This is a genomic window from Sphingopyxis sp. EU05-FHT14B03, assembly GCF_058790875.1.
Genome location: NZ_JBYTDC010000001.1, coordinates 391845 through 415416 on the forward strand (window position 1 = coordinate 391845; position 23572 = coordinate 415416).

The 23572-nt window shown below is 65.8% G+C and carries 23 protein-coding genes and 1 tRNA gene; 8 read left to right on the forward strand and 16 right to left on the reverse strand.

The features are described 5' to 3' along the window. Positions 1 to 96 precede the first annotated feature (96 nt). From AC3WS4_RS02010 to AC3WS4_RS02070, 13 genes are all read right to left on the reverse strand, one after another. Positions 97 to 1422, reverse strand: coding sequence for a tyrosine-type recombinase/integrase (locus AC3WS4_RS02010; protein ID WP_081095415.1), 1326 nt, complete (start codon positions 1420 to 1422; stop codon positions 97 to 99). Between the two features lie 190 nt (positions 1423 to 1612). After that, positions 1613 to 1689 (reverse strand) — tRNA-Met (locus AC3WS4_RS02015). An 87-nt stretch (positions 1690 to 1776) separates the two neighbouring features. Then, a complete protein-coding gene (locus AC3WS4_RS02020) occupies positions 1777 to 2256 on the reverse strand; it encodes a 2'-5' RNA ligase family protein (RefSeq protein ID WP_492740347.1) in 480 nt (159 codons plus the stop codon). 219 nt (positions 2257 to 2475) lie between these two features. Further along, a complete protein-coding gene (locus AC3WS4_RS02025; protein WP_187142348.1) occupies positions 2476 to 3234 on the reverse strand; it encodes an alpha/beta fold hydrolase in 759 nt (252 codons plus the stop codon). Positions 3235 to 3264: 30 nt separating this feature from the next. After that, positions 3265 to 4182 (reverse strand): endolytic transglycosylase MltG, encoded by a 918-nt coding sequence (gene mltG / locus AC3WS4_RS02030; RefSeq protein WP_187142356.1) that lies wholly within the window; start codon positions 4180 to 4182, stop codon positions 3265 to 3267. 321 nt (positions 4183 to 4503) lie between these two features. Further along, positions 4504 to 5763 (reverse strand): beta-ketoacyl-ACP synthase II, encoded by a 1260-nt coding sequence (gene fabF, locus AC3WS4_RS02035; RefSeq protein WP_056349227.1) that lies wholly within the window; start codon positions 5761 to 5763, stop codon positions 4504 to 4506. A gap of 181 nt (positions 5764 to 5944) precedes the next feature. Further along, the gene (locus AC3WS4_RS02040) at positions 5945 to 6181 is read right to left on the reverse strand and encodes an acyl carrier protein (protein ID WP_003039428.1); all 237 of its coding nucleotides are present in this window, start codon (positions 6179 to 6181) and stop codon (positions 5945 to 5947) included. A 44-nt stretch (positions 6182 to 6225) separates the two neighbouring features. Continuing rightward, the gene (locus tag AC3WS4_RS02045; RefSeq protein WP_492740065.1) at positions 6226 to 7428 is read right to left on the reverse strand and encodes a serine hydrolase domain-containing protein; all 1203 of its coding nucleotides are present in this window, start codon (positions 7426 to 7428) and stop codon (positions 6226 to 6228) included. A gap of 31 nt (positions 7429 to 7459) precedes the next feature. After that, a complete protein-coding gene (locus tag AC3WS4_RS02050) occupies positions 7460 to 9268 on the reverse strand; it encodes a tetratricopeptide repeat protein (protein ID WP_492740064.1) in 1809 nt (602 codons plus the stop codon). 484 nt (positions 9269 to 9752) lie between these two features. Beyond that, positions 9753 to 10370, reverse strand: a complete 618-nt coding sequence (locus AC3WS4_RS02055) for a cytochrome b family protein (protein WP_187142351.1) — start codon at positions 10368 to 10370, stop codon at positions 9753 to 9755. Continuing rightward, entirely contained in the window at positions 10343 to 10744 is a 402-nt protein-coding gene (locus AC3WS4_RS02060) for a VOC family protein (RefSeq protein WP_056349214.1), read from the reverse strand. Before AC3WS4_RS02060 ends, AC3WS4_RS02055 begins: the two co-directional genes overlap by 28 nt. A 13-nt stretch (positions 10745 to 10757) precedes the next feature. Then, the gene (locus AC3WS4_RS02065) at positions 10758 to 11315 is read right to left on the reverse strand and encodes a DUF3617 domain-containing protein (RefSeq protein ID WP_187142352.1); all 558 of its coding nucleotides are present in this window, start codon (positions 11313 to 11315) and stop codon (positions 10758 to 10760) included. Positions 11316 to 11389: 74 nt separating this feature from the next. After that, positions 11390 to 12352, reverse strand: coding sequence for a TonB family protein (locus AC3WS4_RS02070; RefSeq protein ID WP_492740060.1), 963 nt, complete (start codon positions 12350 to 12352; stop codon positions 11390 to 11392). A 105-nt stretch (positions 12353 to 12457) separates the two neighbouring features. Here AC3WS4_RS02070 and uvrB point away from each other — a divergent pair, with 105 nt between their 5' ends. The 3 genes from uvrB to AC3WS4_RS02085 all read left to right on the forward strand — a co-directional run bounded on the left by uvrB (position 12458) and on the right by AC3WS4_RS02085 (position 17225). Then, positions 12458 to 14644, forward strand: coding sequence for an excinuclease ABC subunit UvrB (uvrB, locus tag AC3WS4_RS02075; protein ID WP_492740059.1), 2187 nt, complete (start codon positions 12458 to 12460; stop codon positions 14642 to 14644). A gap of 7 nt (positions 14645 to 14651) precedes the next feature. Beyond that, positions 14652 to 15620 (forward strand): Gfo/Idh/MocA family protein, encoded by a 969-nt coding sequence (locus tag AC3WS4_RS02080; RefSeq protein WP_492740058.1) that lies wholly within the window; start codon positions 14652 to 14654, stop codon positions 15618 to 15620. Between the two features lie 99 nt (positions 15621 to 15719). Beyond that, entirely contained in the window at positions 15720 to 17225 is a 1506-nt protein-coding gene (locus AC3WS4_RS02085; protein ID WP_492740056.1) for a S10 family peptidase, read from the forward strand. Positions 17226 to 17391: 166 nt separating this feature from the next. Here the strand turns inward: AC3WS4_RS02085 and AC3WS4_RS02090 are convergent, their stop codons facing one another. Continuing rightward, positions 17392 to 17829 carry a hypothetical protein gene (locus tag AC3WS4_RS02090; protein ID WP_492740055.1) on the reverse strand — a complete coding sequence of 146 codons (438 nt, stop codon included), beginning with the start codon at positions 17827 to 17829 and terminating at the stop codon, positions 17392 to 17394. Positions 17830 to 17961: 132 nt separating this feature from the next. Between AC3WS4_RS02090 and AC3WS4_RS02095 the strand changes: the two genes are divergently transcribed. After that, positions 17962 to 18660, forward strand: coding sequence for an NRDE family protein (locus AC3WS4_RS02095; RefSeq protein WP_492740053.1), 699 nt, complete (start codon positions 17962 to 17964; stop codon positions 18658 to 18660). A gap of 12 nt (positions 18661 to 18672) precedes the next feature. On the opposite strand, the gene infC is transcribed toward AC3WS4_RS02095, so the two are convergent. Further along, on the reverse strand, positions 18673 to 19194 hold the full coding sequence (infC, locus tag AC3WS4_RS02100) for a translation initiation factor IF-3 (RefSeq protein WP_056349184.1): 522 nt from the start codon (positions 19192 to 19194) through the stop codon (positions 18673 to 18675). Between the two features lie 194 nt (positions 19195 to 19388). Then, on the reverse strand, positions 19389 to 20525 hold the full coding sequence (locus tag AC3WS4_RS02105; RefSeq protein WP_492742719.1) for a penicillin-binding protein activator: 1137 nt from the start codon (positions 20523 to 20525) through the stop codon (positions 19389 to 19391). Positions 20526 to 20586: 61 nt separating this feature from the next. Between AC3WS4_RS02105 and rsmI the strand changes: the two genes are divergently transcribed. The 4 genes from rsmI to AC3WS4_RS02125 all read left to right on the forward strand — a co-directional run bounded on the left by rsmI (position 20587) and on the right by AC3WS4_RS02125 (position 23535). Beyond that, on the forward strand, positions 20587 to 21447 hold the full coding sequence (rsmI, locus tag AC3WS4_RS02110) for a 16S rRNA (cytidine(1402)-2'-O)-methyltransferase (protein ID WP_492740049.1): 861 nt from the start codon (positions 20587 to 20589) through the stop codon (positions 21445 to 21447). Beyond that, positions 21444 to 21794 (forward strand): YraN family protein, encoded by a 351-nt coding sequence (locus AC3WS4_RS02115; RefSeq protein ID WP_492740047.1) that lies wholly within the window; start codon positions 21444 to 21446, stop codon positions 21792 to 21794. Before rsmI ends, AC3WS4_RS02115 begins: the two co-directional genes overlap by 4 nt. 153 nt (positions 21795 to 21947) lie before the next feature. Continuing rightward, complete coding sequence (gene gshB / locus AC3WS4_RS02120; RefSeq protein WP_492740346.1) at positions 21948 to 22898, forward strand: glutathione synthase; 951 nt, start codon at positions 21948 to 21950, stop codon at positions 22896 to 22898. Between the two features lie 22 nt (positions 22899 to 22920). Next, entirely contained in the window at positions 22921 to 23535 is a 615-nt protein-coding gene (locus tag AC3WS4_RS02125; RefSeq protein ID WP_492740044.1) for a DedA family protein, read from the forward strand. Positions 23536 to 23572: the final 37 nt, after the last annotated feature.

Below are 23572 nucleotides of genomic sequence, written 5' to 3' on the forward strand. Positions count from 1 at the left end.
CATTCTACTATTCGCGGATGCATCTAAGTAGCTGATATTTCTAACAACTATGGCAGAAAACCGCGCCTCTAAATCGGCGGTTCTGACTTTTGAGGCTCATCGCGAAGCCGCCCGAAGGGGGCGTTGCCAATACGGCTGTCTCTGGTCGCTTGGTGGCAGGTGCTGGATGGGAGCGGAACAGCGCATGAATTGTGAGAACTCGATAGGATTCTTCTCGACATTCGACACTGCGGTTGCCGCGTCGATCACGTCGGCCCAGTCTTGGAGCATCCGCCTTCGCGGTGTGAGATAGAGCGCACTGTTGTAAGCGCCGCGCACCTCATCCTCGTCCTCGTGAGCGAGCGCCATCTCGATCCAATCCGGCTTGTAGCGTTCGGCTTCGTTCGCCCAGGTCGAGCCGAGCCCCCTAAACCCATGTACCGTCTGCCGATGGAGATACCCCATCCGATAACAGGCATAGATCATGGTGTTCTCGGAAATAGACTTTCCAGGCTTGGCTCCGGGAAAGAGGAACGCATCGTTCGTCGCCTGCAAGCGGCGCTGAACGATCATTGCGGCCTGGCGGGACAGCGGAACAAGATGCTCACGTTCCATCTTCATGCGCTCCGGCGACAGACGCCATAGCGGGTTCGGTCCATAGAGATCCTCGAACTCGTCCCTGGCCGCGAAGCGGGTTTCGCTGGTTCGGACCCATGTGAGCAAGGTGAACAGCAGCGCGTCACGGGTGATCTCGCGGCGGCGCGGCGTGTCCTCGCCGTCATAGGCGAAGATCGCTCGCACCAGCTTCGGAAACTCCGCGAGCGGCACGCGCGCCATGTGCCTGACGGGCGGCTTGGGCTTGAGCGCATCGTTGAGGCCGAGCGTCGGATCGATGGTCGCCCAGCCGCTCGCGATCGCGAAGCGATAGATCTGGCTGACGTTCTGCTTGAGGCGACGGGCGATATCGAGGGCGCCGCGCGCTTCGACCGCGCGGATCATCTCGAGAATCTCGGGCGGGTCGATTTCCGTGATCGGACGCTTCCCGATGACCGGAAAGACGTCGCGCTCCATCCGGTTGATGACGCGCAGGGCATGGGCCGAGTCCAGCCCTTCAATACGATTGGCGTGCCAGGCCCGCGCAATCTCTTCGAACAGCTTGAGCGCGGCCCTCTGCTTCTTCGCCCGCTTCCTGGCCTCGGCGGGGTCCTCACCCTGATCGAGCAGCCGCTTGGCTTCGGTCCGCTTCTCGCGGGCGATCGCCAGCGTGACGGTCGGATATTTGCCGAAGCTCAGCAGTTTTTCCTTGCCGTCGAAGCGGTATTTCAGGCGCCAGAGCTTCGATCCGTTCGGCTGGACGAGCAGGTGCAGGCCTTCTCCATCGGACAGCTTGTAGGGGCGCTGCCGCTTGGTGGCGTATTTGACCTCAAGTTCTTTCAAAGCCATCTGGGGGTATCGCCTGTTTTGGGGACAGCCGAAAAATACCCCCAAAATACCCCCAATCCAAATCGCCGTGGGTGGCCGCAGCCGGTCGCACCGGGACGCCGGCGTACGCAACGGGACGCGAAAAATATTTGATTTTCCTCGAAAAATGTCTGCCAGTGGCCTCAGTGGGTCACTGGTGGACAATCCGGGTTGGTAGCGGAGGAGGGACTTGAACCCCCGACACCCGGATTATGATTCCGGTGCTCTAACCAGCTGAGCTACTCCGCCCCGAAAGGCCGCCGCACCCAAGATCGGGCGGGCGAGCCGCGCCTATAGATAGGCGGTGCGCCCCGGTCAATATGCTCGCTGACCTCATCAGCGCCTGCCGCGAAAATTGCGCGTGACCGCGGTTTCCCAAGGACCGCCGCGATAATGATGCGCGGCCAGTCCCACGATCGACAGCGGACGCGGATGGAAGTCGCGCCGCAATTCGGCGAGCAGCGCCCTCGCCTGCGCTGACTCGACCTTGTTCTGGACCGTGATGTGGAGCCGCGGGATGCCGCGATCCTGCGCCGACAGCGATCCGGCGAACCAGTCGGCGATATATTCGCGAATCGCGAGCAGTTCGGGGCCGTCGACGCGATAGGCGACCCCGCCACCGAGCGAAAATATGTCGCTCACTGTCGCGGGCGGCGGCCCGTCGGCGACGATCACCTTGAGCAGTCGGTCGAGTTCGGCAAGGCACGACGGCGGCAGTTGGTGGAACAAGGTGAGGTGCGCGCTGAGGACATTGCGCGCGGGCGGGAAATGGGCCTGCCGCAGCGCATCGAAAAAGCGCTGGTCGGCCGCACCCATCGTCGCGGTCACGATGATGGGCGCGGCACCAGCGATCCGGCCGGGAGGGGGGGTGGCCGGATCGCCGATCACGAACGGAATTGGGCGCGGCAGGGAGGAGGGGGATGGCCATCGTCCATGGGACACCCGTTCGGGATCGCCGCGCATGTGGTTCGCCGGCCCGCAAACTTCCAATCGATTTTGTTCGTCACAATAATCGTACAAAGCGATGACATAATATTATCCGGTGCTTAGCCCGCTCCAGAACGCCTTCAGCGCCGCGGCGACCTCGACCGGGCGCTCGGCGATCGCCCAATGCCCTGCCCCGTCGATCACCGTGAGCGGGGTGCCGGTGGTCGCCGCAAAGCGCTGCGCCACCGACAATTCGACATAGGGATCGCCCGCGCCCCAGACGAGAGCGCCCGCCGTCGGCAGCTTCGGAATATCGAGCGCCCAGTCGTGCGCGAAGCTCAGCCCCTTCGCCGAACGATAAAGTTTCAGGATCGCGCGGCGCTTGTCCTTGTTCGCCCATTGCGCCGCCTCCTCCGCCGCGATGTCGGCGGGCATCCCCGCCGCCGCGAGTCCCTGGGCGAGCTTCGCGGGCTTGCTCAAGGCCATGAACAATTCGCCGAGGATCGGCGTGTTCCAGATCCGCGCCAGCCGGTGCCCGCGATAGTCAGGGTCAATCACCGCGTTCGACACCGCCCAGCTGCGCAGCAGGTCGGGCCGCAGCATCGCCACCCGCTGCGCGATCAGCGCGCCCCAGTCGTGGCCGATGATGTCGATCGGACCATGCGCCGCGAACAACGCCTCGGCCTGCCCCACCGCCCAGTCGGTATAAGCTTCCTTGGTTGCCGGAAAGCCCGCGGGCAGCGGCGCGGTGAAGCCGGGCAGCGCGGGCACCGCGACGGGCGTCTCGCCAAGGTCGAGTTCGGCGAGCAGGGGTCGCCAGATCGCCGGGCTGTCGGGAACGCCGTGGAGGAAAAGCTTTGCCGTCATACCGTCTCCCCTCGCCGCCGCCGATGCGACCTATTCGATCTCTCCGCGCTCCCGGCGCAGCGCGTACCATTTCTGCACATTGGCATTATGCTCCGACAGCGTCCGCGCGAAGATATGGCCGCCATCGCCCTTGGCGACGAAGAAGAGATAGTCGTTCGCCTCGGGGTCGAGCACCGCGGCGATCGACGCCTTGCCGGGGTTGGCGATCGGCCCCTGCGGCAGGCCGGCCATCGCATAAGTGTTATAGCCGTTCACCGCCTGGATTTCGGAGCGGAGGATGCGGCGGCCGAGCGGCTTGCCCCTGGTGATCGGATAGATGATCGTCGGGTCGGCCTGCAGCCGCATGCCGACACCGAGGCGATTGGTATAAACCCCCGCGACGGTGCGGCGCTCGGCGGCGACGCCGGTTTCCTTCTCGACGATCGAGGCCAGCGTCATCGCCTCGTTGCGGTCCTTGACCGCGGTGCGCGGGGACCGCTTTTTCCACAAATCCTCGAAGGCCCTGTCCATCGCCGTCTGCATCCGCTTGACGACGGCGGCGCGGCTTTCGCCGGTGGTGAAGGCATAGCTGTCGGGCAGGATGCTACCCTCGGCGGGCACCGGAATTTCGCCCTTCAGCCGTTTTTCGGCCATCAGCCGGTCCCAGACCATGATCGAGGGCATGCCTTCAGGAATCATCACAAGGCGCTGGATCGTCTTGCCCGACTGGAACAGCGCGAGGATGTCGCCCGCGTCCATCCCCTTTTCGATCCTGTATTCGCCGGGCTTGATCGGCGCGTCGCCGCCGAAGAAGCGCGCCTCGTTGCGAAAGCTCGACGCGGAGACCAACCCCGCTTCTTCGAGGATCTCGCCCGCCTTCGCGATGCTCGCGCCTTGCGGAATGACGACCTCGGCATCCTTCGGCGCCCCGTCCGAGCAAGCGGCGAGCAGGAGGGCGAGGATCGCCATCGTCAGCCAGCGGAACGGATGCACTTCTCATTCTCCCGTCGGTCAGATGGCTCTGCCTAAAGCCACAAAAGCCCCGCATGCACCGCACCCGATTGTGCCCTTTGTGGCTTTAACGCCGGTTGCCCGGCGGGTCGTGCCAAAGGGTAAAGCATGGTGGGATAATGTAGGAAAGGCTTTTAATCCTCCCTGTCGCGCCGCGATGGGGAGGTGGCAGCGCGAAGCGCTGACGGAGGGGCGATGGCGCGACGTTGCCGGCCCCTCCACCATTCGCTTCGCGAACGGTCCCCCTCCCCATCGCTGCGCGACAGGGAGGATCGGATGTTAGTCTACCGCCTTGACGATCAGGCTGGCGTTGGTGCCGCCGAAACCGAAGCTGTTGTTGAGCGCCGCCTTCACGACGCGCTTCTTGGCCTTCCACGGCACCAGGTCGACGCCGTCGGTGCCCTCGTCGGGATTGTCGAGGTTCAGCGTCGGGGGGACGATCTGGTCGCGGATCGCGAGGATGCAGAAGATCGTCTCGACCGCGCCGGCGCCGCCGAGCAGATGGCCGATCGCCGACTTGGTCGAGCTCATCGACACATTGGCGATTTCGTTGCCGAACAATTTCTTGACCGCGCCGAGCTCGATCGTGTCGGCCATCGTCGAGGTGCCGTGCGCGTTGACATAGTCGATGTCGCCGGGGGTCATGCCCGCTTTCTTCAGCGCCATTTCCATCGAGCGATAGGCGCCGAAGCCCTCGGGGTGCGGCGCGGTGACATGATAGGCGTCGCCCGACAGGCCGTAACCGACGACCTCGGCATAGATCTTGGCGCCGCGTGCCTTGGCATGCTCATATTCCTCGAGCACCACCACGCCCGCGCCCTCGCCCATGACGAAGCCGTCGCGATCCTTGTCATAGGGACGGCTCGCCTTTTCGGGGGCGTCGTTGCTGCTCATGTTGAGCGCGCGCGCCTGTGCGAAGCCGGCGATGCCGATCGGGCAGATCGTCGCCTCGGCGCCGCCCGCGAGCATGATGTCGGCATCGTCGTCGCGGATCATCCGCGCCGCGTCGCCGATCGAATGCGCGCCGGTCGAACAGGCGGTGACGACGGCATGGTTGGGACCCATCAGCCCGTATTTGATGCTGACCTGGCCCGAGATCAGGTTGATCAGGCGGCCGTGGACGAAGTGCGGCGAAACGCGGCCCGGTCCCTTTTCGGCGAGCAACAGGCTTTCGCTCTCGATCCCCGGCAGGCCGCCGATGCCCGACCCGATCGAGCAGCCAGCGCGCAGCTTTTGCTCGTCGGTCATATCCTCGAGGCCGGCGTCCTCGATCGCCTGGCCCGCGGCGTCGATGCCGAAGATGATGAAGGGGTCGACCTGGCGCTGCACCTTGTGGTCCACGCGCTTGCCGGGGTCGAAACCATATTCATGGTCGGGCCCCTTGACCTCGCACGCGATGGTGCATTTCTGGTCGGACGCGTCGAAATGGGTGATCTGGCCCGCGCCCGATTTGCCGGCGAGCAGATTGGCCCATGTGGTTTCCACATCGGCGCCCAGCGGCGTCACCAAACCCAATCCCGTCACCACAACCCGGCGCATAGTCATTCCTTTCGTCGGTCCCCGTTCGCCCGGGACCCGGCAGCATCATCGGCGCCCTTTTAGGGAAAGCGGGCGCATAAAAAAAGCTTCCCGGTCTCTGCGCGCGAGCGCTCGGGACCGGGAAGCCGGAAACGCGTGGGCGGCGTCGCCGCCGCGTCCGGCCAGGCCGGACCGCAGGGCGTTAGCCCTTGTTCGCTTCGATATAGTCGATCGCATCCTTGACGGTGGCGATCTTTTCCGCCGCGTCGTCGGGGATTTCGACACCGAATTCTTCTTCGAACGCCATCACCAGTTCGACGATGTCGAGGCTGTCTGCGCCCAGGTCGTCGATGAAGCTCGCTTCCTCGGTGACCTTGTCGGCTTCGACGCCCAGATGTTCGACGACGATCTTCTTAACCTTTTCGGCCGAATCGCTCATGCGCTATTCCTTTTCTGACTAAGCCGTGAATGTTGAAATTTGCCCTAGTGTGCGCCAGCGGGGCTGGCAAGAGGGCTGGCGTCGGGGTGCCCGGCGCGTGCTTTGTCGACCAATGCCTCCTCTGCGGCGCTATAGGCCGACCGCTTCCCTTTCTGCCCCTCCGGCACCTGGGTGACGAAATAGGCGATGCCTTGCCCGCGTTCAAGGTCGAACCACAATCCCGACCGCAAACCATAGGCATCGCCCGAATGACCAAGGCGCAGGCGGCCGTCGCCGAACAAATCGTCGCGGCACGCCGGATCGGCAAGCGCCGGGCCGCCATTGCTATGCATCGCAAGGCCAAATTCGCAGAAAAAGCCGCCGGTCCCCTCGCCGCTCGTCGGATGCACCGGGGCCATCGCCTCCAGCCGGGCCAGGCTTTGGGGCTTCAGAAAGCCGCCACCGCGGCGAAGAAACATCACGCCGATCCGCGCCAGCCCGTTCGCCGAAATACGCAAACCGCCCTGCGGGCTGAACCCGGCACCATGACGGCCGAGACGATAGGTGGCCAGATCGCAGCTGCCGTCGGCGGCGGGCACGGCCGGACAGGCGGGCAGGCGCCCTTTCAGGTCGTCGCGCTGAACGCTGCCGTCGGCGCCGTACAGCACCACCGCGCGCGCCATCGCGCCGTCGCCGCACGTCGTCCAGTTGAAACAGGCGTCGAGCTTGAGCGGCTCGAGGACCAGCCGTGCCATCGCCCGGTCGAACCGTTCGCCGGTCGCCGCCTCGATCACCGCGGCGACTACCGGATAGTTCAGATTGGCATAAGCGAAATCGCCCCCCGGCGGTCGGGCGATGTCCCACGCCGCGGGATTTCGCAGAACCCTTTCCAGATCGGTGCCGAGCGGCAGCGCATAGTCGATATTGTCGGTCAGCCCGGCGCGGTGGCCGAGCAATTGCGCCAGCGTCACCGGCGCATCGGGATGACTCGGCGCGCGCAGCCGCCAGCCGAGATAGTCGGACACGTCGCGGTCGAGATCGAGCGTCCCGGCCTCGACGAGCCGCATCACCCCGAGTGCGACGACCAGTTTGGAAATGGACGCGATCCGTACCGGATCGTCGGCGGTCAGCAGCCGCCCGGCGTCGCGATCCGCCGCGCCTTCGACGACCCGCGTTTCGATGCGGCCCTCGCGGTCGAACGCGACCGCGACCGCGGCGGGCGGAACCGGCGCGGCGGCGAGGGTCAGGGCGGCGATCGCGGTCAGCATCGGGCGATCCTGTTCGCCCGCGAACCCACTGTCAATTGGTCGCCCTGGCTGCGGCGGGCGGCGGCGCCGATCCCGGCCCGACGACACCCGATTCGCGCAGCGCTATCGACGCGCGCGCGATCACCGCGGGGGTGATCATGAACTGGCGCAGCACCATTTCGGGCGGCGCGGCGGCCGGCTGGCCGGTATAGTCGAGCAGCCGGCGCCACAATATCCGCGCTTCGTCGACCTTGCCCATCCGCGCCAGCACGACCGACCGCACCATCAGATATTGCGGTTCCATATTGCTCGGCGAGGGCATCCGGTCGAGCAGCGCCAGCGCCTCGGGCTGCTCGCCGCGCTGCGAGCGTAGGAAGGCGAGCGTCACCGCGGGAACCCCGGCGTGCGAATCGTCGAGCATCACCGAACGCGTCAGCAACGCCTCGCCGTCCGCCGTCAGCCCGCACGATGTCTTGAACAGCCCCATGAACCCCGCAAGATCGGGGTCATAGGGATTGAGCTCGACCGCGGCGTTGCCCATCGCCACCCCGCGCTGGCATTGACCGACATAAAAATGGGCGCGCGCCATCGCAAAAATTCCGGCCGCGCTGTTCGGCGCGGCCGTATAGGCGCGCCGGGCGAAATCCTGCGCCTCCGCAAAGGCTTGCTTACCCTTGGGGGTCGCGCGCAGCGGTTGCCAATCGCCGAAACGCAGCAACGACAGCGCGCCAAGCGGCACCGGATCGCCCGGCAGGTCGACGATCGTGGCGCGCAGGCAACGGTCGACCCGCTGCGCCGCCACCGGAGTGCGCATCTGCCGCAACCGGTTGAACTGCGCGAGGCACGGGAAGCCCGGCGCATAATTGTTCGGCTCGCGCTGCAACTGGTCGCGCACGATGATCCCATAATCGCCCGCCATCTGCGCGATCGCCGGCTCGAGCCCGCGAAATTCGGGAATATCGTCCTGCCCCAGCCGGATCTGCTGCGACCAGATCGCGCGCTCGTCGGCAACGCGGTTGAGCACCAGCGTCACGTCGACCGCACCGCCCTCGAGCGCGCGGACGATCGAGGCATCGAGGCGATAGTCGGCGGGGGTCTGCCGCGCCGCGGCGCCGGGACCGCGCGACGACAGCAATTGCACCAGTTCGAAACGCCGCAGCCCGTCGCGCAGCTTGCTGTCGAGCCCGCGCGCCATCGCCCGCGACGGCCCGGTGTCGCCCGCCGCCGGACTGCTCACCTCGATCGTCGGCATCGCGACGAAATCGGCGCCGAGCAAATGCCCGTCGGAACGGGCGAACCACCATCCGGCCGCGGCCGCGAACGCCAGCGCCACCACAAAACCCAGCCACAGCCAGATACCGCGCGGCCGCGATGCGGCGGCCTGCGCCGGCCTGGCGGGTACGGCGCTCCCGCCCGCGGCTTCCGGGACCGCCGCGCCGGCTGGCCCCTGCTCATCGTGCGGCGCGTCGGGCGCGTCGGCGCTCCGCGAACTCGGCGGCGCGGCGCGATGCTGGACGACGATCTCATAGCTGCCCTGCGGCACGCGCAAGCGGTGCAGCCACGGCGTCTCGGCATAATAACGGTCCAGCAGGTTGCGCAGCCGGCCAACCATCACGCGCGGATAGCTGTCGACCGCGGGATCGAAATCGGCACTGCGTCCCAGCGCCTCGGTCGCGATCGCATAGGCCTTGGGCGCGGTGCGATTGCCCTGCAGCCTGTGGTCGGCCAGATATTGGAGCAGGCGGGTGAGCACCGGCGAGCGCACGAACATCGGCGATTCTAGCAGGCGCGCCAGTTCGTCGGCGACGATCCGCTCGGCATCATCGCTGCTCTGGTCAACGCTCGCCTTCGTGCGGTCCATACTACCCCCAAATGCCCACAAGCGAGCTGCGGCGTGGTAGATACGCCAATAACGGGGCGCGACCAGCCGTTGTTACTTCTTTGTAACGGTAACAACGAACGCGAGTTCCATAACATAATATTGCGCGGCGGCAAAGTGTGTGCGGAAAAAGCCCAAACAAGGTTAAAAATTCCTTAATGGATTGCGACAACCCGCTACGTGACCCGATGTAACTCGCCAACTTGTCCCATTTCGGGCATTGCATGATTGTGGCGACGTTGTCTTCATGACGTCGCTGTCTGGTCCGGGCCTTGGTCTGGCTTGACGAATTGAGGTTGGTGAATCGGCAGGTGCGAGCTGGTCCCTGGCGCCGGTCACATGGTTCGCCCGCCTCATACACAGAGACTTCGCCGGGCGGGCGAATAGCCCCACCTGTTTTCCCGCCCGGCAAGTCCATTCATCCTTCCACAACCGAAAATCATGTGCGCGCGCCCTTGCCGGCGCATCATCGTCGCCTGCGCTGTGCATAAAGCCGCAGCGCGAGCGCGACAAGAAAGAGCGGCGCCAATATCCGCCCCTCGACATGATAGGCGGGGTCGGCGTGGATCGCCCGGCTCGCATAGCTGATGAAAAAGATCAGCCAGATATAATGGATGCCGATGCGATGGAGCCAGCTCCAGCCGCGCCCGAGCAGCCGCTGCGACGCGTCGTTCGAGGTCAGCGCCATCAGATAGATCATCGCATAGGCCAGCCCGCCGCCGACCAGCGTCGCGACCGGCCGCGGGCGAAAGGCGATGATGTTCACCAGCAGCGCGGCGAGATGGATCGTATGCGCCAGCGCGAACCCCAGCCCCCATTGGCGGCGGCGCCTTAACAGCGCGGCGGTGATCGCCCCCGGCCACAACCGCCACAGGGTCGACGCGAGATAGGCGACGAGAAAGACCGGCGCGGCGGCACGGGCGGTCCAGCGCGCCGCGAGCAGCGCCTCCTGCGGCGCCCCCTTGCCGGCGAGCAACGCCGCGCCGACCGCGACCAGCCCAGCCGCCAGTCCGATGAGGAGCGGCGTCCACCGCCGGTCGAGCCAGACCGCGGCGCTCAGGCCGGGCCGATCCGAAAGGCGCAAAGCTTGTTGCCGTCGAGGTCGCGGAAATAGGCGGCGTAAAAGGCCTGCTCGCCTTCGTCGCCGCGCACCCCCGGCGCCCCTTCGCACGTCCCGCCGAGTTCGAGCGCCCTGGCGTGCAGCGCATCGACCTTGGCACGCTCGTCAACGACCAGCGCCGCCATATGGCCGTTGCCGCGATCTGCGGGCTGGCCGTCATAGGGCCGCGTCACCGCGATCCCCGGCTGGCCCCAGCCGGTGCCGTACAGCGTGAAACCGTTGGCCTCCGTATCCGACATGCGCATCAACTCGCTGGCGCCGATCGTCCCGAGCAGCGCGGAATAAAATTCCCGCGCCCGGTCCAGATCGCTGGCGCCCATGGTCACATAACCCAGCATGACTCGTCTCCCTTCAGATTTTCGCGACCGGCGCTTCGGGGACCGGGATGACGATATCATCCGGCCCGCACTCACCCTTGCGTTCGCCGGTCACATGCCAGACCATCTTGCCCTTGACCGAACCATCGGGTTTGAGCCCGGTGATCGTCGCCGTCACATCCTGCGCGGTCGTGCCGCTTATTCCCTTGCCCGCAATCGTCATCGATCCGCCCGGCCCTTCGCATGTCGCGGAAAAATCGACATTCTTGCCGCTCGAAATCCGCCGTCCAAAGCGACAATCGCCACCTTGCGAAGCCAGATCCGCGACACGCTTCGCAATATCCATCCGCTCGGCCAGTTCGGGCGTGATGCACAGCGTTGCGTTGCCCAGTTCGGCGAACATCGCGTTCAACTCTTCCCTGGCATTCGCCGGAGCACCTTCGCCGCTCAGTTCGAGAACCTCGATCTTTTGCGTCCAGCTGCCGGGCCGGGGCTTTTCGGGCGGCGCCTGTTCGGCCGCCCCCTTGTCGCCGCACGCCGCGAGGACGAGGCTGCCGGCGAACGCCAGAACCATGCCTCTTGTCATGGCCATTCCCCTGTCCTTCGAAATCATGATGCGATCATCCTCCCCATATCGTCCGGCTTGGCAATGCCAATATCGCGGCGCTATTTCGCTTTCTCGGCCATCCGCCGCGCGATCGGTCCTTCGACCTTCATGACGTCGACGAAAAGCTTGTCGGGCCGGGCCGCACATTCGAGCCGGGCCGCGGCAAAGCGCATGTCGAACGCCGCCTTCTTTTCCTTGAACTGCGAAACCTGCGTCAGCATGCCCTGCGACAGCGCGCTGATGCCCAGCATCATCGAATAGAATTCATTCTTCTCGCTCGCCGGCCAATTGGCGGCCCACCAGCTTTCGTCGCGCGCGAACTGGTCGCAGCGATAGCGCAATATGCCGCCGCCGGGCCCGGGCGTGCGGTAATTGTCGAAGCTGAAGGGCACCCGCACCGGCAGCGCATAAGGCTGCCCCGCCCCATCGCGATAGGGACGATAGCGCGACGCGGTGGCGGCTTCGAGTGCCGCCGCGTCCAGCGAGGCCGACCGGCTGCTCTGGAATACGACCGCGTCGACCATCCGCCCGTCGGGACCAATTTTGCCGTCGATCACCACCTTGCCATGTTCGCCCGCCGCGCGTGCCGCATCGCTGAACACCGGTTCGACGCGCGTCACATACATGGGATGACCGCCCGCCGCTTCGAACGAAAAGGGCAACAGCGCGGGGACCGCAATCGCCTTGCCCGCCTTGTCGACCGCCGGGGTGAATGTCAGCCCGCGCGCCGCGGCGAGCGCCGACGCGTCGAGTTCGGGCGGTGCGTTGCTGTACCGGATCGCCGCTTCGCTGACACTCCCCTCGGCGGTTACGATGATCGATATGCGCCCCTGGCCCAGCATTCCCGCCGCACGCTGTTCGTCGCTATAGGCCGGCTGGAATTCGCCGATCAGCCGCGGCCCCCGCGCCATCTGCGCCTGGTTCGCGAGCGCCTCGACCATCGCCGGACTTTTCCCGGCTTCGACCGTTTCGGCGGGCGACGCGGCTGGTGCGGTGGCATCGCCCTGCAGCGTCATGGCCATGAAAATAAGCGGCAAAACAGACAGCGACACCCTATCCCCCTCGAAAGCCCGACCCCCTCGCCTTTCGGCCTTGGATTGGCGCCTATAACCTCCATATTGGCGGGGATGGCAATTCAGATTCGCACCTCGCTCGACGAAATCGATACCGCCCCCGATTACGTCCCCCACCGCCCCGCGCGCCCCGACAAGGTCGAGGGCGGCAGGGCGTTCGAACTGGTCAGCGAATATGAGCCGGCGGGCGACCAGCCGACCGCGATCCGCGAACTGGTCGATACCGCGCTGACCGGCGAGCGCGACCAGGTGCTGCTGGGGGTCACCGGCTCGGGCAAGACCTTCACCATGGCCAAGATGATCGAGGCGTTGCAGCGCCCGGCGTTGATCCTCGCCCCGAACAAGATCCTAGCGGCGCAATTATACGGCGAGTTTAAGAGCTTCTTTCCGAACAACGCCGTCGAATATTTCGTCAGCTATTACGACTATTACCAGCCCGAGGCCTATGTGCCGCGCAGCGACACCTACATCGAAAAAGAGTCGAGCGTGAACGAGGCAATCGACCGCATGCGCCACTCGGCGACGCGCGCTTTGCTCGAACGCGACGACGTGATCATCGTCGCATCGGTGTCGTGCCTCTATGGCATCGGCTCGGTCGAGACCTATTCGGCGATGATCTTCGACCTCAAGAAGGGCCAGGTCGTCGACAATCGCGAGATCATCCGCAAGCTCGTCGCGCTCCAGTACAAGCGCAACGACCAGGCCTTCGCGCGCGGCAATTTCCGCGTCCGCGGCGACAGCCTCGAAATCTTCCCCTCGCATTATGAGGACATGGCCTGGCGGATCAGTTTCTTCGGCGACGAGATCGAGGAGATCGTCGAATTCGACCCGCTGACCGGCAAGAAGATCGCCAACCTCAACCATGTCCGCATCTATGCGAACAGCCACTATGTGACCCCCGGCCCGACGCTCAAGCAGGCGTCGGAGGCGATCAAGCATGAACTCGCCGAGCGGCTGAAAGAGCTCGAAGCCGAAGGCCGGCTGCTGGAGGCGCAGCGGCTCGAACAGCGCACCAATTTCGACCTCGAGATGATCGCCGCGACCGGCAGTTGCGCCGGCATCGAAAATTACAGCCGCTTCCTGACCGGCCGCCTCCCCGGCGAGCCGCCGCCGACCCTGTTCGAATATCTGCCCGACAACGCCCTGCTCTTCGTCGACGAAAGCCACCAGACGATCCCGCAGATCGGCGCGATGTCGAAGGGCGACCATCGCCGCAAGATCACGCTCGCCGAATATGGGTTCCGCCTGCCGAGCTGCATCGACAACAGGCCGCTGCGTTTTTCGGAGTGGGACATGATGCGCCCGCAGACGGTCAGCGTCTCGGCGACCCCGGGCACCTGGGAGATGGACCGCACGCAGGGCGTCTTCGCCGAACAGGTGATCCGCCCCACCGGCCTGATCGACCCGCCGGTGTTCATCAAGCCGGTCGAGGAACAGGTCGACGACCTGATCATGGAGGCGAAAGCGACCGCCGCCGCGGGTTACCGCACGCTCGTCACCACGCTGACCAAGCGCATGGCCGAGGACCTCACCGAATTCCTCCACGAGGCGGGGCTCAAGGTCCGCTACATGCACTCGGATGTCGAGACGCTCGAACGCATCGAGATCATCCGGGACCTGCGGCTCGGGGTGTTCGACGTGCTCGTCGGCATCAACCTGCTGCGCGAAGGGCTCGACATCCCCGAATGCGGGCTCGTCGCGATCCTCGACGCCGACAAGGAAGGTTTCCTGCGCAGCGAGACCAGCCTCGTCCAGACGATCGGCCGCGCGGCGCGCAACGTCGACGGCCGCGTCATCCTCTACGCCGACCGCATCACCGGCAGCATGGAGCGCGCGATGCGCGAAACCGACCGCCGCCGCGAAAAGCAGGAGGCGTATAACGCCGAGCATGGCATCACCCCGACGACGATCAAGCGCAACATCGGCGACATCATCGCGCATGTCGCGTCGAAGGATCAGGTGACGATCGACATCGGCGACGACAAGCCGGCGCATATGGTCGGGCACAATCTGCGCGCACACATCGCCGACCTCGAAAAACAGATGCGCGACGCCGCCGCCGACCTCGAATTCGAGCAGGCGGGCAAGCTCCGCGACGAAATCCGCCGGCTCGAAGCCGACGAACTGGGCCTGCCGGCGGATCAGCAAGTGGCGCCGCGCGTCGGGCGCTCGAACGAGGGCAAGCCGGGCACGCGCAAGGGGCGCTTCGGGAAGGCGAGCAAAACCAAGTGGGGCCGGTGACGACCCGATGGCTGTGATCCGCTGGGGCATGATCGGTTGCGGCGACGTAACCGAGCGCAAAAGCGCGCCCGCCTATCAGCAGGTGGAGGGTTTCGCCCTGCACGGCCTCTATGGCCGCACCCGCTCAAAGGCCGATGACTATGCCACCCGTCACGGCGTACCGCATGTCTTCGATAGCGCCGAGGCGCTGATCAACGCCTCCGATATCGACGCCGTCTATATCGCGACCCCGCCCGACAGCCACGAAGCCTATGCGCTCGACGTCGCGCGCGCGGGCAAGCCCTGCTGCATCGAAAAGCCGATGGCACCCGACCACGCTGCCTGCGTCCGTATCCGCGACGCCTTCGCCGCGCGCGACCTGCCGCTCTTCGTCGCTTATTACCGTCGCACGCTCCCCCGCTTCCGGCAGGTCAAGGCTTGGCTCGACGAGGGTGCGATCGGATGCGTGCGCCATGTCCACTGGACGCTGACCAAGCCTGCCAGCCCCGCCGATGTCGAAGCGACCAACTGGCGCGTCGACGCGGCGGTCGCGCCCGGCGGCTATTTCGACGACCTCGCGAGCCACGGCCTCGACCTGTTCTGCTGGCTGTTCGGCGAGGTTGCCGACGTCGCGGGCTTCGCGGTCAACCAGCAGGGCCGCTACAGCGCCGCCGATGCGGTGACCGGATGCTGGCTGCACCGGGCGGGCGTGACGGGGTCGGGAAGCTGGAATTTCGGCGCGGCGGAGCGGCAGGACCGGGTCGAGATCATTGGCAGCGGCGGCCGCATCCTGTTTTCGATCTTCGACGACGCGCCCCAGCGGCTCGTTCGCGACGGCACCGCCGTCGAGACGGTCGTCGAGCATCCACCGGTCATCCAGCATTTCCACGTCGAGGCGATGCGCGATCATCTCGCGGGTCGCGGCCCGCATCCCTCGACCGGCGAAAGCGCCGCGCATACCGCTTGGGTGATGGACCGAATCCTGTCGCGCCGCTGAGGCTCTCCGCTTCGACCAAAGCCCCACCGCCACCGACCGACACCCTTGCCCGCTCCCCGTGCCCGGATTAGCGTCCGCGCCTCAACCGGGGAGAAAATCATGAAATCGGGTCCGTCGCTCATCGCCCTGGCGCTCGCCTTTGCCGCGCCTGCCATCGTCCATGCGCAGGACGCGCCCGCCGACAAGGCCAAGGCAGAAAAGCCCGCCGACATCACCCCGCAGGTTCGCACAACGAAACTGAGCGGAACCTTCGGCGGCCAGCGGATCAATTACGCCGCGACGATCGGTGAGACGATCATCAAGACCAAGGACGGCGTGCCCGAAGTCGCGGTCGTCACCACCTCCTATATCAAGGAGCCGCGCGACCCCAACCGCCCGATCACCTTCCTGTTCAACGGCGGCCCGGGATCGGGCACCGTCTGGCTGATGATGGGCGCCTTTGGTCCCAAGCGCGTCGCCATCCCCGGCACCGGGGTCGACGACGGCGCCCCGCCCTATCCGATCGTCGACAATCCCGACGCATTGCTCGACGTCACCGACGTCGTGTTCATCGACCCGCCGGGCACCGGCTTTTCGCACCTGATCGGCAAGGCCGATCCGAAGGATTATTACGGGGTCACGCAGGACGCCAAGCTCGTCGCCTCGGTCATCCGGCTGTGGCTCAACGACAATGGCCGCTGGAACAGCCCCAAATATCTCGGCGGCGAAAGCTATGGCACCACCCGCTCGGCGGCGGTCGCCAACGAGTTGATGAACGACACCTACAATGATGTCGCGCTCAACGGCATCATCCTGATCTCGACCGTGCTCGATTTCGCAGCGGGGGCCGACACCCCGGGCAACGAGTTGTCGCCGATCACCAACCTGCCCTCGATGGCCGCGACCGCGCTCTATCATGGCAGGGCGCAGGCCTCGTCGGTCGAGGGCTTCGTCGAGGAAGCGCGGCAATGGGCGATCGGCCCCTATGCATCGGCGCTGCTCAAGGGCCAGAAGCTCCAGGGCGAGGAACGCGCCGCGATCCGCCGCGACCTCGCGCGCTTCACCGGACTCAGCGAGACCTATCTCGAACAGGCCGACCTGCGCGTCACCCCGCAGCGCTTCTACAAGGAATTGCTGCGCGACCGCGGCCTCACCGTCGGCCGCCTCGACAGTCGCTACACCGGCAAGGATTATGACAATGCCGGCGAAGGACCCGACAACGACCCCAGCTTCTATGGCATCGACGCCTCTTATACCGCCGCGATCAACAGCTGGGCGCGCGACGGCCTCGGCTTCAAGACCGACCGCGAATATCAGTCGATCGGCAGCATCGGCGGGCAGTGGGACTGGCGCATCGGCGGCCGCGACACCAACGCCTACCTCAACGTCGCGCCCTATATCGGGCAGGCCTTGCGCGAGAACTCAGGGCTGAAGGTCTTGGTCGCCCAGGGCTATTATGATTTCGCGACGCCCTTTTTCGCCGCCGAATATGCGCTGTCGCGCACCGGCATCCCGCAGGACCGCATCCACTACACTTACTACGGCGCGGGCCACATGATGTATATCCGCGACGAGGATCGCCACAAATTGTCCGAGGATGTGCGCGCCTTCATCCGGGCGCGTTGAGCGCGGGCGAATGGCCCGTGCCGGGCAACAACGCTAGTCGCCCCCGCGCGAAGGCGGGGGCCGCTGGCCGCCTTGTTCAGCGGCGCCCCGTGAACCGATGGCGGCCCCCGCCTTCGCGGGGGCGACGCGTCAAATGGCGTCGGATCCGCTCTCCAAACCTGGCACGTCAGCGCAGCACGCCCTTCGCCGCCATCGCGCGGGCATAGAAGAACAGCGCGAGCAGGATCACCCAGACGGTGATGCTCGTGTAGAGCGGAATGTCGCCAAGCAATTGCTTCAGCCGGTCGCCATTCTGCACAAGCTGGTAATAGCTTACTGCCGCCAACCCCGCTGCCGACACCATGAAGGCAATCGGCGCATGGCGCGATCGCATCAGCAACAGCAGCGAACCGATGAAGGAACCGAAACCGCCAACTGCCCAGCCCAGATTGGCCCACGTCGGCGTCGACAGGAAAAAGGCGCGCTGCGCCTCATTATATTGCGACAGCCAGAATTCATTCTGCATGTTTGTCATCGTGAAATCGACCACCGGGAACAGGTTCCATAGCAGCGATAGACCCCCGACCACCCATAGATGCCAGGGTGTTTTGACCCCATTGTTCATATTCACCTCCCCCTCCAGAAAGAGGCGCGAAGGCTATCACCATTTCAAGACGCGGGCAATGAGTGATATATCGACACAATACACTGAAGAGGTGGCTTGGCAAACGGTCCGCAGCACCCGATAGGCACCGCCATGTGCGTCGTCGCCCTCGCCTGGCAGGTCCATCCCGACTGGCCACTGATCCTGATCGGCAACCGCGATGAATTTCACGGCCGCCCCGCCGCGCCGCTCGCCGCATGGGACGACGGCAGCGGCATCGTCGCCGGCCGCGACCTGCAGGCGGGCGGTACCTGGCTCGGCGTCCATGCGCCGAGCGGCCGGGTTGTCGTCGTCACCAATGTGCGCGGCGCGATGCCCGACCCCGCGAAGGAATCGCGCGGCGCGCTCGTCACCGACATGCTGCGCGGCGATGGCCGCTTCGCCGATCCCGAAGCGGACGATCTGCCGCGGTTCAACGCCTTCAATCTGCTTGCCGTTGGCGGCGGCGAGGCGCGGCTGCTGACCAATCGCCCGGTGCCGCTGATCATGCCGCTCGCGCCCGGCGTCCACGCGCTCGCCAACGAACCCGTCGACCAGCCCTGCCCGCGCGCCGAACGGCTGCGCGCCGCGCTGGCGGCGGTGGTCGAAGCGCGCACCGATCCGGCATCGCTGCTCGACACGCTGATGGAGGAGGACGACCCCGCGCTGTTCCTGCGCGGCGACCTTTACGGCACCCGCGCCTCGACCCTCGTCCTGATCGCCGCCGACGGTAGCGTACAGATGACCGAGCGCCGATACGAAGCGGGCGGCCGTCCCATTGGAACGACCGCCCGCAATTTTTCGATCGGCTGAACGCCCGCGCGCTTATTTCGGCGCGATCACCATCAGCATCTGGCGGCCTTCGGTGCGCGGATGCGCCTCGACCTTCGCGATTTCCGAGGTCAGTTCGGCGACGCGCTGGAGCACGTTGAGGCCGAGCTGGGTGTGGCTCATTTCGCGGCCGCGGAACCGCATGGTCATCTTGACCTTGTCGCCTTCCTCGAGGAAGTCGAACACCTTGCGCATCTTCACGTCGAAATCATGATCGTCGATGTTCGGACGCATCTTGATCTCTTTGATTTCCTGCGTCTTCTGGCTCTTGCGAGCGAGGTTCGCCTTTTTCTGGGCTTCGTATTTATACTTGCCCACGTCGAGGAACTTGCACACCGGCGGATCGGCGTTGGGGGATACTTCGACCAGGTCGAGGCCCACCGAGGCCGCCTGTTCGATCGCTTCAGCAGTCAGCATGACGCCCAGATTTTCGCCTTCCTCGTCGATCACGCGGACCTTGGGCGAGGCGATGAATTCATTGTATCGCGGGCCGTTCTTGGGCGGCATAGGCGCCATCGGGCGGCGAATTGTGGGCGGTGGTATAGCTGTATCTCCTGGTCGTGAATAATAGGCGCGCGGAATCGACGCGATCGCGCGCACCGCTCATATAGGGAACGCGCAGCCGTCGTAAAGGCTGCCCGTGGTAAATGGGTGCCGCTTTTCGCCCGACTGTGGCGACTATGCCACGCTCGGAGAGGCGCGAACCCCGCTCACCACTTCGTCGGCGCGGGTTCGATCACGCGAAAACCGCCCGCCCCGACTTCGCTGACCTCGAGCGCGCGGATCGCGATGCCGCGGTTGTTGAAGCGAAAAATGCCGTCGATCCCGCCGAAACCGTCGGCCGCGAGCAGCTGGTTCACCGGGAAATTCGTCCCCGGTTTCCAGTCGCGCGAAATCCGCACCGTCAGCAGGACCGAGTCATAGCCCAGGCTGGCGAGACGATAGGGCGACTTGCCGAACCGGGTGCGATATTTGCCCGCGAGCTGGCCATAGAGCCCGTCCGACACGCTGGCGAACCACGACCCGCGCATCGCGGCGTTCGTGCCGAGCGACGAATCGGTGTTCCACAGCTCGGTCCCCAGGATCTGCTTGCCACCGGTGCCCTTGATGATCGGCACCGCGCGGATCGCATTGCCGCCCGAATCGGCGATCAGCACCGCATCCATCGCGCCGCCATTGGCGAGCCGCCGCGCCGCACCGGTCAGCGCGGTGGCGCTGCGGTCATAGCTTTCGACCGCGACCAGCGTGCCGCCCGCTTCGGCCACCGCAGCGCGGAATGCCGCCGCCGACCGGTCGCCATAGACATTCTTGGGCACCAGCGCGCCGAAGCGGACGTGGCCCTTGCCGCGCGCATAGGCGACGACGCGCTCGACCGACTGGCCGGGGACGAAGCCCATGATGAAGACGCCATTGCCGGCGACGCCGCTGTCGTTCGAAAAGCTCAATACCGGCACCTTCGCGGCGCGGGCGACCGGCGCCACCGCCGCGACATCTTCGGTGAGCAGCGGGCCGAGGATCAGCTTGTTGCCGTCGGCGACCGCCTGCTGCGCCGCCGCCGCCGCGCCGAGCGCGGTGTCATAGGTGGTAATGCGCAGCCGCTCGGTCTTGGTGTCGAGCAGCGCAAGCGTCGTCGCATTGGCGATCGCCATGCCGACATCGGCATTGGGTCCGGTCTGCGGCACCAGCAGCGCGACGCGGTGACGGTCGGTATCGGTCGGCAGTCCGGGTTCGATCGCCTCGGGCGGACGATCGGGCGTCACCACTGTCGTCGGACCATTGCCCTTGGGCACGACCTGGCACGCCGCGAGCAGCCCCGCCATCGCCATCACCGCCGCCATGCGCAGCATTTGCCGCCGCGGCGACGCATTATTTTGGCGCTCGGCAGCAGTTTCTGCCATTTGCGGCATCATGCCGGATTCGACCATCTCAAATTCTCCCTTGCCCGGACTCTATATCGTCGCGACCCCTATCGGCAACCTTGGCGACATCACCACGCGCGCCGCGGCGACGCTGGCCCGCGCCGACCTGATCGCCGCCGAAGACACGCGTGTGACGGCGAAGCTGCTTTCGCATCTGGGTTTGCGAATTCCGATGACCCCCTATCACGACCATAGCGACGAACGCACGCGCGCCGCGCTGGTTGCGCGGATGGCCGACGAAGTCGTCGTTTTGGTGTCGGATGCCGGCACCCCGCTGATTTCCGACCCCGGCTACAAGCTGGTGCGCGACGCGCGCGCGGCGGGGCGCCACGTCACCACCCTGCCCGGCCCTTGCGCCGCGATCGCCGCGATCACTTTGTCGGGGCTGCCCAGCGACCGCTTCCTGTTCGCGGGTTTCCTGCCCAGCAAGGCCAAGGCCCGCTCCGACACCATCGCCGAATTCGCCAGCCTGCGCGCAAGTCTCGTCTTCTACGAAAGCGGCCCGCGCCTCTCGGCATCGCTCGCCGCGCTCGCCGAAGGACTGGGCGACCGCGAGGCTGCCGTGGCGCGCGAGATCAGCAAGCTCTTCGAACAATGTGTCACCGGCACGCTGACCGAGCTGTCGGCACGCTACGCCGACACGCCCCCGAAGGGCGAGATCGTCGTCATCGTCGGCCCGCCCGGCGAAGCGGTGACCGAAACCGCCGACGACGCCACCCTCGATGCGGCGCTGCGTGAAGCGATGGCCGATAAGCCGGTCGCGCAGGCCGCCAAGGCGGTCGCCAAGCGCTTCGGGCTCGACCGTCACGATGTTTACGCCCGCGCGCTCACGCTCAAGGGCGCCGGGTGAAACGCGCCGAGGCCGAGGCGCGCGGGCGCAAGGCCGAACGCCGCGCCGCCTGGTGGCTTCGCCTCCACGGCTGGCGCATCCTCGGCCAGCGATTGCGCGTCCCGGTCGGCGAAGTCGATCTGGTGGCGCGGCGCGGCCGCACGATCGCCTTCATCGAGGTCAAATGGCGCGACCGGCCCGAGGATCTCGATCTCGCGATCGACCAATATCGCCTCCGCCGCGTCGCTGCGGCGGCCGGAATGCTCGCCCCGCGCTTCGCCGGACCGCGCGACGACATCCGGATCGACGTGATGCTCCTTGCGCCGCGCCGCCTGCCACGCCATCTGGTCCACGTCTGGCAGCCCTAGGGGTGTCGCAACATTGCTCTTGTCGTCATCCCGGCGAAGGCCGGGATCTCGCCGGTGCACCCTGTTGAAACGACGAAATCCCGGCCTTCGCCGGGATGACGAATTGATTTAAGCGGCGCAGACCTCGTGTCCGCTTTGATAATGGAGCAAATGATGACCCTGCGCGCCGCCGTGCAAATGGACCCGATGGATGGCATCAACATCAATGGCGACAGCAGCTTTGCCCTGATACTGAGCGCGCTCGAACGCGGCTACACCGTCTATCACTATGACGTGCGCGGCCTGACATGGGAGGCCGGGCGGCTGACCACCAAGGCGCACCGGGTGCTGGAGGCGCAGCGCGAAGCCGGGGCGCATTACAAATTCGGCGAAGAGATCACCCTCGACCTCGGCCGCGACATCGACGTCGTGCTGATGCGCCAGGACCCGCCCTTCGATCTCGGCTACCTCACCGGCACCTGGCTGCTCGAACGGATCAAGGGCGAGACGTTGGTGGTCAACGACCCCGCGGCGGTGCGCGACGCCCCCGAAAAGGTCTTCGTGCTCGACTTTCCGCAGTTCATGCCGCCGACGATGGTCACCCGCAGCCTCGATGCGACCAAGGATTTCCAGGCGCGCCACGGCGCGGTCGTGATCAAGCCGCTCCACGGCAACGGCGGCAAGGCGGTGTTCAAGATCGACGCCGACGGCGGCAACCTCGGCGCGCTCGTCGAACTGTTCGGACAGGTGTGGCCCGAACCCTTCATGGTCCAGCAATTCCTGCCCAGCGTCAGCCAGGGCGACAAGCGCATCGTGCTCATCGACGGCGAGGTTGCGGGCGCGATCAACCGCAAGCCCGGCGAAGGCGAATTCCGCTCGAACCTCGCGGTCGGCGGCTATGCCGAGGCGGCGGAGCTGACCCCGCGCGAACAGGAAATCTGCGCCGCGCTCGGCCCCGCGCTCAAGGAACGCGGGCTGATCTTCGTCGGTATCGACGTGATCGGCGGCGAATGGCTGACCGAAATCAACGTCACCTCGCCGACCGGGATCGTCGCGATCGACCGTTTCAACAACAGCGACACGGCGGGCATGATCTGGGATGCGATCCTGCGGCGGATCGGCTGACCCCGGCGCGCGTTGACCCGCCATGACCGATTTTATCCTGAACCTGATCCATAGCTGGGGCTATGTGGGGATCTTCATCCTCATGCTGCTCGAAAATGTCTTCCCGCCGATCCCGTCCGAAGTGATCATGGGCCTCGGCGGCATCGCGGTTTCGCAGGGCCGCTTCGACTTCTGGACCCTCGTCGCGGTCGCGGTCGCGGGGACGACTGCGGGCAATTGGGTCTGGTACGCGATCGGGCGCTGGATCGGCTATGAGCGCCTCAAACCCTTCATCGACCGCCACGGCCGCTGGCTGACGCTCGACTGGGCCGAGGTCGAACGGCTGCACGGCTGGTTCGTGAAATATGGCCCCGCGATCGTCTTTTTCGCGCGCTTCATGCCCGTCGCGCGCACGATGGTGTCGCTGCCCGCGGGCATGGTGCGGATGAACCAGGCCAAATTCCTCGTCTGGACGGCCGCGGGGTCGACGATCTGGATCGCCGCGCTCGCCGGCGCGGGCAACTGGTTCGGCAAGCAGTTCGCCAATCTCGACGCCTTCGTCGGCCCGCTCGCGCTGGTCGCGATCGGGACGCTGGTGCTGATTTACGTTTGGCGCGTGATTACGTGGAAGCCGAAGCCAAGCGAGGACGAAGCATAGAGCGCAACCCAACGCCGTTCGTGTCGAGCGAAGTCGA